At 43.2% G+C, this 10,442-nt stretch carries 11 protein-coding genes; 2 read left to right on the top strand and 9 right to left on the bottom strand.

Going from position 1 to position 10,442, the window contains the following annotated elements:
- On the top strand, positions 1 to 707 hold a 707-nt coding region (locus tag E5329_RS26395; protein ID WP_135992182.1), incomplete at its 5' end, for a MerR family transcriptional regulator.
- 179 nt (positions 708 to 886) lie between these two features.
- Here the strand turns inward: E5329_RS26395 and E5329_RS26400 are convergent.
- Complete coding sequence (locus E5329_RS26400; RefSeq protein ID WP_135992183.1) at positions 887 to 1,795, bottom strand: RpnC/YadD family protein; 909 nt, start codon at positions 1,793 to 1,795, stop codon at positions 887 to 889.
- 145 nt (positions 1,796 to 1,940) lie between these two features.
- Here E5329_RS26400 and E5329_RS26405 point away from each other — a divergent pair, with 145 nt between their 5' ends.
- A complete protein-coding gene (locus E5329_RS26405) occupies positions 1,941 to 2,123 on the top strand; it encodes a hypothetical protein (protein ID WP_135992184.1) in 183 nt (60 codons plus the stop codon).
- Positions 2,124 to 2,153: 30 nt separating this feature from the next.
- On the opposite strand, the gene E5329_RS26410 is transcribed toward E5329_RS26405, so the two are convergent.
- From E5329_RS26410 to E5329_RS26445, 8 genes are all read right to left on the bottom strand, one after another.
- A complete protein-coding gene (locus E5329_RS26410) occupies positions 2,154 to 2,414 on the bottom strand; it encodes a P-loop NTPase family protein (protein WP_135992185.1) in 261 nt (86 codons plus the stop codon).
- A gap of 40 nt (positions 2,415 to 2,454) precedes the next feature.
- On the bottom strand, positions 2,455 to 3,159 hold the full coding sequence (locus E5329_RS26415; protein WP_275443769.1) for a YoaK family protein: 705 nt from the start codon (positions 3,157 to 3,159) through the stop codon (positions 2,455 to 2,457).
- Positions 3,160 to 3,188: 29 nt separating this feature from the next.
- Positions 3,189 to 3,959, bottom strand: coding sequence for an N-acyl homoserine lactonase family protein (locus E5329_RS26420; protein WP_135992186.1), 771 nt, complete (start codon positions 3,957 to 3,959; stop codon positions 3,189 to 3,191).
- Positions 3,960 to 3,971: 12 nt separating this feature from the next.
- Complete coding sequence (locus E5329_RS26425) at positions 3,972 to 4,736, bottom strand: SDR family NAD(P)-dependent oxidoreductase (protein WP_135992187.1); 765 nt, start codon at positions 4,734 to 4,736, stop codon at positions 3,972 to 3,974.
- A 45-nt stretch (positions 4,737 to 4,781) separates the two neighbouring features.
- Positions 4,782 to 7,397, bottom strand: a complete 2,616-nt coding sequence (locus E5329_RS26430; protein ID WP_330572374.1) for a glycoside hydrolase family 3 protein — start codon at positions 7,395 to 7,397, stop codon at positions 4,782 to 4,784.
- Positions 7,321 to 8,109 (bottom strand): alpha/beta hydrolase, encoded by a 789-nt coding sequence (locus E5329_RS26435; protein ID WP_135992188.1) that lies wholly within the window; start codon positions 8,107 to 8,109, stop codon positions 7,321 to 7,323. The genes E5329_RS26430 and E5329_RS26435 overlap by 77 nt, the downstream gene beginning before the upstream one ends.
- Positions 8,110 to 8,138: 29 nt before the next feature.
- A complete protein-coding gene (locus E5329_RS26440) occupies positions 8,139 to 9,503 on the bottom strand; it encodes an MFS transporter (protein ID WP_135992189.1) in 1,365 nt (454 codons plus the stop codon).
- A gap of 285 nt (positions 9,504 to 9,788) precedes the next feature.
- Positions 9,789 to 10,442, bottom strand: a 654-nt coding sequence (locus tag E5329_RS26445) for a GH39 family glycosyl hydrolase (RefSeq protein ID WP_330572375.1), incomplete at its 5' end; no start/stop codon positions are given.

The following is a 10,442-nucleotide window of genomic DNA, read 5'->3' on the forward strand; positions in this document are numbered from 1 at the left end:
ACCGATATTACAGTGAATCACAGCTTCCGCTGGCAGGACGGATACAGACATTAAAGAGCCTGGGATTTGGACTTTCTGTGATAAAAGAAATCCTGGGCAAGTACAGTGATACCCAGGAAATGGAGCAGTTCCTGCTGGTAAAACGTAAGGAACTGGAAGAAGAAGCTGCGGCTGCGCAGCAGAAGCTAACGCTGCTTGACAGTACATTGAAATGGCTGAGAAAGGATGGTAGCCTTATGGATTACGATGTTACTTTAAAAACAGTGCCAGAACGCTATGTTGCAAGTGTGCGCCAGGTAATCCCTGCTTATGACTGTGAAGGGATTTTATGGGAAATCATGTGCCGGGAGCTGGAGCCGCAAAAAGTGCAGCAGGCAACGCCGTGCTATGGAATGGCGATTTTCCATGATGAAGGGCATAAGGAACAAGATCCGGATGTGGAGATACAGAGCGCTGTGGTGGGAAAGTATCAGGATACGGAGCACGTAAAATTTAAAACCGTGCCCCCAATCCAGATCGCGTCTGCCACATATAAGGGCGGCTATGACCAGATTTCAAGGGTGAATGCAGCAGTTGCAAACTGGGTAGTTGAAAATGGATATGATTTCGACGGAAAATCCTTCTGCATCTATCATGTAAGCCCTGGACAGACAGATAATCCAAAAGATCTGGTTACAGAGGTTTGTTTTCCGGTAAGAAAAAAGTAACAACTACTTGATTCCATTATTAATAACGCCAGAAGCCAGTCAAGGCAAAAATTCAGCCTTTACAGGTTTCTGGCGTTTTAGTAAAATGCATTCTGGCAGTTCAGAGAACTTACGCACATAACATGACACTCTCATTGTATTCTTACCATCTCATTTTTCACTTTAAGCTCAGCGCATTTCTATATTCCAAACATCTTTCTTGCGCTTTCCACCTCTTCTGTCCCGCAGCCAACTTCCGCCGCAATCTGCTCATTCGTAAGAGCAGGATCGCTTTTCACCGTTTGAAAAATTTTTCCTGACAAAATCAGCCCTTCTTGTCTTCCTTCTTGTCTTCCTTCTTGTCTTCCTTCTTGTCTTCCTTGCTGTTCTGCTTCTTGCTGTTTCACTCGGATATCTTCCTCGTAACTATACTCTGCAATCAACATATTCTCAACCTCGCTTCCTTTCCGTTTCAAATAATCCGCCAATATTCCGCGTTCCATACATTCTCTGATAGCCTTCTTAATTGCACTATCCTCCTCTGAATACTTTCTTACTGTATCAATAAACTGACTATACTCTCTCAATACTTCACATTTTTTCAAGATCTCATGGGCCTTATCTGAATTAATATTAATGACTTTCACCTTTAATTCCACAGAATTTTTCCCTGCAGGATTCACAAATGCGTCTGACAGGGTTAATTCCTGTTCTAACGGCTGATCCTTTTGTCCATTATAGAAAGTGTAAAACTCCGGCGTCGGTATCCTGACTAATGTTGTTCTATAACGCGCTCTCTTATCTATCAACTGTTCATACGCCCTTCCCACATACAACAGACATCTCAGCGGCATATTGCAATTCACAGTGCTCTGGTGCTCTCCCAAGACAAGCACCTGCCCATTTATTTCAAAGGAAATATCATTTTTAAAATTCTTGTACAGAACATCTTCAATCCTTACTTTCTGAATCACCTGTTCATCCTCATATTTGGTATCATGTAAGGCATTATATAAACTCAAAAGGTTCTTCTTTGCTGTTTCATCCTGATAAAAAAGATCAACAAAGACACTATCCTTATGCTCACGGTTTTCTTTCTCCATTATCATTCACCGCCTTTCCTTTCTCTAATACTACCATACTTCAATTTTTGTTTCAAATAAACTTTTTACGCTGCAGCTTTAGCCGTTAAATTTTTCTAAAAGAAGAGTTTAAAACCACATAGAAGAAAAAGGAACAGCCCGCCTGAAAGAAATGAAAGAAGAATTTCGCCATGCGGTTGATCTGGTGGAACTTCTTCTGCAAAGCAGAGGCAGTAAAAATTCTGATTCCGAAGCTCCAAGCGTGATGAATAATTCTGATTCCAAAGCTCCGAATACATTGGAATATTCTGATTCCGGAAACCAGAGTATATTGGTGCATGCAGAAAAGGACTGATATCTAAGGAACGGTTCCTAATCTCAGATATCAGCCTTTGATTTTCTTAAGCCTGTGTTCACAAATCTCATATACATGCGTGCATAACACCTCAATATCCTTTTCATTGTGGCTTGTAATGAGTATCGTGACGCCCTTTTCCTGGTTTAACTGCAGCAGCAATGCCCTGATTTTACAAACCATCTCTTTATCCATCGCATTCATCGGCTCGTCCAGCAGCAGTAATTTGGGACGTTCCATCAGAGCCATACTTTCCTGAATCTCATGAGCACTGATTTTATTATCAATCACTGCTATATTTTTTACTTTTCAAATTTATACAGGATAGGCATTATTTCAACCTGGTATTTGACCAATTTTCTTTTTTCAGATCTGCATGCAGCAGATCAATAAATACAACTAACAGCAAAAATGTGCTTAAAAAAATGGCTTTTCCTAAAAATAAACCGCACAAAACCGTACCTGTTACGGCTCCTGCAATAAACATCAGAAGCATTTCCACATGACGCCGGCACTTTGTAAAATATAACGCATCTTTCTTCTTCAACCACTTTGCCAGATTAATTCCCACCTGGCACACATGATTCGTGCAGAACGTGGTTGCCATAGGAAAGCCCTCAGCACGGCGGAATGTATTGAATTGCATAGAACAGATAAAATTAATTGCAATCTGGGATACATGATACGGAGCGTTTTCCGGCAAAAATCCCAGCAGCGCTGTAACCAGCGCTTCAAAACCAACCAGTAAGGTATCCCACCGCAGGATACCTGTCTTTTTCACAAAACCCGGCAGGACCTCCGTTACAGCCGCTCCCAGCCCATACGCTGTAATGGGAATCAGATAATAAGCCGCCCCTTTCCAATCCCCATTTCCAAGCGCCATGGAAATCAACACCACATTGCCTGTCTGTGCATTGCAGAAAACGCCTCCCCGTATAGAATATGTAAAAGCCCCCAACAGGCCGCTGCTTGCCATTAACAGGTAAAACACTCTGTTTCTCTCACATTCTAAAAAATTTTTCTGCTCATCAATCAAGCTTAACACTTCCTTAAATAAAACGTTTTCTATTCTATAAATCCAATTTTATTCCACTCCAGTACCTGCTCATAATCATGACCGAACAACAGCGCAGCAGAATACTCTTTTTCCATTGCTTTCACCCGATTCAGATTGTCATAAAACTCTTTCCTCGTTTTATTGATCGGACCTCCCGGAGGCAGTTCTGCCAGATAGCTTTCTTTTGTATATATGGTATCGCTGGTTACAATTATATTTCCCCTTGACTTCGTTTCCAATGCCATTCCCACAACCCCCGGCGTATGGGAATTTTGAATAAACAACCTGATATCTTCCGCCAGTTCCGTTTCCTCATTTATAGTTTTGAACTGGATATCCTTTAGGTCAAACAGACTTTTTACATAAGCCCCCGGCTGTCCCGTCATCACCTGGCAAAATGCGTTCTTAAGCTCAGCCTCAGAAACAAATACATTTTTGATTGCTTTTGTCCCTGCAAAATATTTCAGCCCTCCCGCATGGTCAAAATGTAAGTGCGACATAATGATCATATCAATATCTGCTGTAGTAAGCCCTTTTTCTTTTAAAGCTTCCTCAACCGAAATAAATTCTGCAATCGGATATGTCTCAAGCGTAGATGACGGATATTCCGTTGTATAATAAGGGCTGTTTCCAGTATCATATAAGATGTTTCCCAATACCGGATGCTCAATCAAAATAGATAAAATAGGTGATTTGATCATTTCATTATGGTCATCACATTCTACCAGATGATATTTCTTACATTCTAATCTTCCCAAATATAATACGCTTATCTTCATAACAGCATCCACCTACTTTCCTGAATATCCGCCGTCTACCGGGATAATTGCGCCTGAGATATAATCGCTTGCCCTGCTGGCTAGAAACACAACCGTCCCCTGCAAATCTTCCGGTTTTCCCCATCTGTGTGCAGGGATACGGCCTGTTATTTCTTCATATTGCTTCGGATTTTTTTCCTTCATATCTCCTGTTAATTGTGTCACCATATAGCCTGGGGCAATTGCATTTACATTGATTCCCTTTGACATCCATTCATTGGACAGAGCTTTCGTCAACTGCATCACTCCGCCCTTACTTGCTGAATATGCCGGAACCATCTCACTTCCAAAAAATGACGTCATAGAAGCAATATTTATAATCTTCCCTTTCCCCTGCGTAAGCATAGTCCTTCCTGCAAGCTGAGATAAAACAAACACAGCATTCAAATTTACATTTATTACCCACTGCCACCTGTCTGTTGGAAAATCTTCCGCCTTACAGCGATACTGCACTCCTGCGCCATTTACAAGAATATCCAAATGTCCGCCCAGGCTCTCCAGCGCATTTTTATATGCGCGTTCCAGTGCATCTGCCTGACTAAGATCCGCGGCTGCATAATGCACCTTCGCTCCCTGTTCCCCCAGCTTTCGCGCTGCTTTTATCAAATTGTTTTCATTAGAGGCCATTAATACAACCTCTGCCCCTGCTTCGTGAAGCCCTTCTGCCATAGCATAACCAAGCCCCCTTGAACCTCCTGTTACAATCGCCTTTTTCCCTTTTATATCAAACATGCTCATAATACCAACCTACCTTATCTCCTTTTCTTTTCATTTATCCCAATATCAGCCAGGATAACTCCTGCAGTCTTCAAACTCTAATGTCTGATAGAGTACTGTGATAATCCGCCGGACACATTCCCTGAGTTTTTCCTCCTTAAGTTCACCACTCTTTAACGCCTGCCTGATATTCTCAAAATCACCCGTACACCCCGGCATAATCAAATCATTTCCCGCTGCGGCACACTTCCAGGGAATACTGCCGCCATCTGCATAGGTAGTCGTCCAATCTGTCATAATAATTCCCTGAAAATCCCACTCTTCTCTTGCTGCCGTGGTACAAAGATCCAGACTGTTCGCAGCATGGACGCCATTGATGAGATTATAGGAGGTCATAATCGCCATGGGCTGTGAGGTTCTCACTGCAATTTCAAATCCCCGCAAATAGATTTCCCGTAAAGCCCGCTCCGATAATATACTGTCAGACCCTTTACGGTTATCCTCCTGGTTATTGCAGGCAAAGTGTTTGATTACCGTCCCCACCCCCGGTACAGACTGTACGCCCTTTGTAATGGAAGCCGCCATCATACCGCTGATAGGGGGATCCTCCGAATAATATTCAAAATTACGTCCGCAAAATGGATTCCTGTGAATATTCATTCCGGGAGCCAGCCACCATGACACCTTAAATTCCTGCATTTCAACAGCAATCGCTTTTCCCACTTCTTCAAGCAGCGGCAGATTCCATGTCTGGGCAAGGACTGTTCCAACTGGAATGGCAGTGCAATACTGGTATCTCACTTCTGCACCTTCCTCCTCACCGTCATCAGCGAAAAAGCCTCCTTCCAAAGCATGTGAAATTCCTGCTCCATATACTTTTTCCGTGTCAGGATCATAACTGTATCTTTTTATCAGGCGCAGGCCCGCCAGCCCGTCTGCCATCGAGACTCCTGGTACATCCCACTTTTCATCAAGAATACTGCTGGTTTCCCCTGCTGAACCAGGAACCTTAACGCCTGCAGCGCCTAATACACTGGACTGTCCTTTGCTGATTTCGCCAATCACCATAGCAATTAATTCTTCTGTCGTCAGCTTTTCCACAAGCTCTGCCGCCTGTCTGCCGTATTCATTTACCGGCCTTCGTCTCAGGATCTTTGCCTGGGGCCCAAAGGGAATTACTGGCAACTTTTCTTCTTCTGCCTGTTTTTGCAGCCCATTCACGTATTGTTTCAATGCCTCTTTCTCAGGGGTAATTTCCTGCAATTCAACCTGAAGGGGACATATATGCGCGACTTTTTCGATGATTGCCTCTTTTTCCACGTTCAATACTCCAACAGGCGTCAAATCCCTGGAAGAGTTCCCGATCTGCAGGATATAGCGGCCGGCTTCTGCTACCCATGCGCTTTTTTCCATATTGTAAGAAACGACTGCCTTAGCGGGAAATGAAACCGTCATGCTCTGACTCTCTCCCGGTCTCAGCTCCTTTGTCTTTGCAAAGCTGCACAGTCTCTTTGCCTCTTTTGTTAATCCCTCCTGGGGGCAGGCGCAATAGACCTGTATCACTTCCTTTCCGGAAAAAACCTTACCGATATTTTTCACCGTCACTTCCAATGAAACGGTTTCAGAATCTGCCTCTATCCGATCACAACGAATGTCAAAGGCTGTGTAAGATAATCCAAACCCAAAGGGATACAGCGGTTCCACCCCAAAACTGTCAAAATAACGGTAACCTGTATAAATTCCCTCCTGGTAGTTTTCTGAAACAGTATTGCCATTCTGATGGCTGAAACTGTCTGCATTTGGAAAATCTTCATATGCTTTCGCCCAGGTATCTGTAAGTTTTCCGCATGGAACAACATGTCCGGTCAGAATATCAGCCAACGCATGTCCTCCCTCCATCCCAGGCTCACCGATAAACAGCACAGCTTTAATCTGAGGACAGTCTTCCAGTTCTTTCACATCAATCTGCCCTCCTGCATTGAGAATCACGATGACATTCCCACACTCCGTACATAAAATATGCAGATCTTCTTTCTCCTGCTCTGACAGATAATAATCCCCGCATTCTGTAAAACGGTCCGCATTTTCTCCTGCAATACGACTGATGACATAAATTGCAGTATTGATATTCTCCAGTTCTACCTTCTCTATCCTTCTGCCCTCTGGCATATGAAAGGCGTGAGAAGAATATATCTGAAAAAACTCCGTTGTATCTGTTCCTCCGGATTCCTCAAGAATTTCCTGTTTCCATGCCATTCTTGCCCGCTGGTAGCGTTGATCATAATCCCTAATCCAGCTTTCACTGGTAATATGAAATCCTGCATCCTTAAGTCCCTGAAAAATACTGACTGCTTCCCGCTCATTCACATCTCCAGACCCTGTCCCGCCTTTCACCGTTTTCCCGGCGCCCGCTCCATACAGTGCAACCGCTTTTTCTGGAGATAATGGCAGAATTCCTTCATTTTTTAATAAAACAATCCCTTCCGCTGCAGCCCGACGGGCAATTCTGCGATTTTTCTGTTCTCTCTCCGTTATTTCCGGGCTATTACTGCTGCTAAATGTTCTGGTTATCCTTCTCATATTCTCTGCCTTTCCAGTATGATTCCTAAATTTTCCGTTTACCCAGAGCCCCATAGCCATCGCTTCTGGGAATCCAGTCCAGGAAAGCCTCCACCTGTTCATTCCAAAATCTCCACTCATGGCCGAAACCTGCAGCCGGAACCCAGGTTATGTCTACATTCCTCTCTGAGAGAAACTCCTTAAAGGATAAATTATCCTGATATAGCGTGTCGTTCTCCCCGCAGGCGGAATAAATCCGCGGTATCTTCTTCCCTTCTTCTATTGCCTGCTCCACTGCTTTTCTGGGATCCGGCAGTCCCCACTCATTGGAATCCGGCACTCCCCATTCATTTTTATCTTCATGGATTGCCGCTGAGAACGCGCCAATGGCACAGAATTTATCCGGATTTCCAATCCCATGCATCAGAGCTCCCGCTCCTCCCATAGATAATCCCGCAATATAGGTGTGCTCCGGCAAAGGAGATACGGGGAACATACTGGTAATAAATTCCGGCAGTTCTTCCTCCACAAACCTGTAATAGTCATCCCCGCCTGGCACAGTGCGGTAGAATTTATTTTCTCCTGAAAGCATCACAACGGCAATATTGCGTTCTTCCGCAAACATCTCAATATTGCTGTAACTGCACCATGTTGCATGATTATTTCCCATTCCATGAAGTAAATACAGAACCGGATATTTTTCCTTTATCACGTGGGAGGGACGCTTATCCGGCCCCTCCAGCGATTCAGGAATCGTTACGCTTGGAATTACAACTGTGATATCCACTGCCCTTTGCAGTACATAAGAAATTACATTACATTCTAATCTTGCCATGATACATACTCCTTTCCATCTTATTTTATCTATTCGCCTTTTTCTGTCAGCTCTTTTATAATTCTCGGATACATGCCGTCTAATTTATAGAGTGCATAAATCACGCAGATTGCAACCATAAACGCCATGGGAACATACAGGTAAAATGCCCGGATTGCCTCAAGAGCGCTTTCTGTCTGAACTGCTGCAAGCCCGTCATAACCCGCTTTTCCTAATACAGACAGCGCAATGGAATTTCCGATACCGCTTGCAAATTTTGCTCCAAATGTCATGCTTGAATAAAGCATGCCTTCCACACGAATTCCGCTTTTCCAGTGGCCATACTCGATAGTATCCGCAACCATGGCAAAAATCGTTCCGTTCAGTGTTGCATTCCCAATTCCCTTAATGACGTTACACACAATCAGCCAGCTGAATGAGGCAGGATTTAACAGCATAAGCGCCTGTCCTGCAAGGCTGACAAAGGAACCAATCCAGGCAGCGTTTCTTTTTCCAATCTTTTTTGTAAGGGGCGCAAGAACCGGGATAAACACAATAGCCGGAAGGGTCATGATCGACATCAGGTAACCCATTACGTTTTCATCCCCGATAATATATTTTGCATAGTAGGTTCCCACAGCGCCGTTAAATGTGGAAGCAAAAATAAAGAACAAAAACACTGCCACCAGCATCAGCCAGTATTTATTCTGTACGCAGACACTTAAGGATTTCCCAAAGGACAATTTCTCCTGCTTTTCCTGAGCCACTGTCACACGTTCCTTTGTATTTACAAAGCATGCAATAAATGAAAATGCGGCAACAATGCTGTAAACAACCGAAACAATGATCCACGACTTCTGATTGCCGCTTCCTCCTGCTGCATTGACGAAGGGAAGCGTAAGAGAGTTAATAATCAGCGAACCTATCTGGGCCATCGTCATGCGCACTACGTTAATGGACATCCTTTCATGCTGATCCCGGCTCAGGAGTGACGTCATGGTCCCATAAGGAATGTTGATCATAGTATAAAGAAATGTAACAACCAGATTATAGGTAATGGCAACATACACATATTTCCCTGCACCGCCAATATTCGGGACCATAAATATCAGTACCATGGCAGTTGCAATCGGAATCGAAAGCCACAGGATCCAGGGCCTGCACTTTCCATGCTTTGACTTTGTCTTATCAATCAGATATCCCATCAGTACATCAGTGAATCCGTCCGCAAAACGTGAGAACATGATAATGCTTCCGATAATTGCCGGATTCAGCCCCAATGCATCCGTATAGAAAAAGGATACATACGTGCTGGCCAGCACAAGGATAATATTGCTGGCCAGGTCCCCGCCGCCATAAGAAATTTTTTCAAGTAGGCCAATCTTTTCTGTTTTCATACTGCTTTTGTTACTCATCCATTCTTTCCTCCCTTTGTTTTATACGTTTTTTGTTTGTATCCATATTATATTTGTTTGCTTTTGTATAAACTACCGATTTTACCTCATATTCATCTGTCTATTTTGTTAACATTTTCTCGTACTGACTATATTTCATTTTTATCTGTTTACAATTTATATATAAAAACAGCAAAATATATATATTTTACTCACAAATATATAATTATCATTATTTTTATACTCTAAATCTGTTTTCCAAACTAAAAAAGCAGGCAAAGAATTCAAAAATCCTTCTCCTGCTTTTTATTTTACCTTATGCAAAACAATTAACTGAATTTCATGCGGTTTCAGAAGACTTTGCACCACATATTCGCCTTCCGCCTCTACCATACAGGTACAGCATTCCGGCGCGCTGGCTGCAAGTACATAATTATATTCCAGACCATCCATAAGCTCCGGAGCTCCCATTCGCATCCATGCATCGCAGGAGCTCCCATTCTCCGGTCCAATCCTGTATTCCTTTTTCTGATATACGCCTTCTGCCAGCCCCTCCAGCATCACATAATAATTTATGTCCCTTTTTGTTTCAAATACCCCATACCGATTACGGAAGTCCATATCCCTGACATGGCGATAACGGTAAAGAATATCATACGGACAATAATGATACAGGTAAATCATGAAATCGTCATCTTCTGAGCGCAATACAAAACACCCTGGATTCTGCAACAAAATCTTCCCTTTTGCCATATTTAAAAGCTGTAATGCACCATATGCCGCTTTCGGTATATTATCCCGCGTAAACAGTCCAAACCCTCCATGATAGCGGTGGGAAGACGGTGCGTATTCATAGCTCCAGTCTGATATCTGCCAATACGAAAAACCGCTGATATCATTGCACGGGTTTTTAACAGTTCCATAATGCAAAAAGTATCTGCAGGTCTTATAAAACCTGTA

The sequence above is a fragment of the Petralouisia muris genome (assembly GCF_004793545.1).
Lineage (GTDB): Bacteria > Bacillota > Clostridia > Lachnospirales > Lachnospiraceae > Petralouisia > Petralouisia muris.

Bases quoted from the DNA above. Each gene is read 5' to 3' on its own strand.
- E5329_RS26400 (WP_135992183.1), bottom strand. From the start codon at position 1,795: ATGATAATGGAGAAAGAAAACCGTGAGCATAAGGATAGTGTCTTTGTT.
- E5329_RS26405 (WP_135992184.1), top strand. From the start codon at position 1,941: ATGAAAGAAGAATTTCGCCATGCGGTTGATCTGGTGGAACTTCTTCTG.
- E5329_RS26420 (WP_135992186.1), bottom strand. From the start codon at position 3,959: ATGAAGATAAGCGTATTATATTTGGGAAGATTAGAATGTAAGAAATAT.
- E5329_RS26425 (WP_135992187.1), bottom strand. From the start codon at position 4,736: ATGAGCATGTTTGATATAAAAGGGAAAAAGGCGATTGTAACAGGAGGT.
- E5329_RS26430 (WP_330572374.1), bottom strand. From the start codon at position 7,397: ATGAACAGGTGGAGGCTTTCCTGGACTGGATTCCCAGAAGCGATGGCT.
- E5329_RS26435 (WP_135992188.1), bottom strand. From the start codon at position 8,109: ATGGCAAGATTAGAATGTAATGTAATTTCTTATGTACTGCAAAGGGCA.
- E5329_RS26440 (WP_135992189.1), bottom strand. From the start codon at position 9,503: ATGAGTAACAAAAGCAGTATGAAAACAGAAAAGATTGGCCTACTTGAA.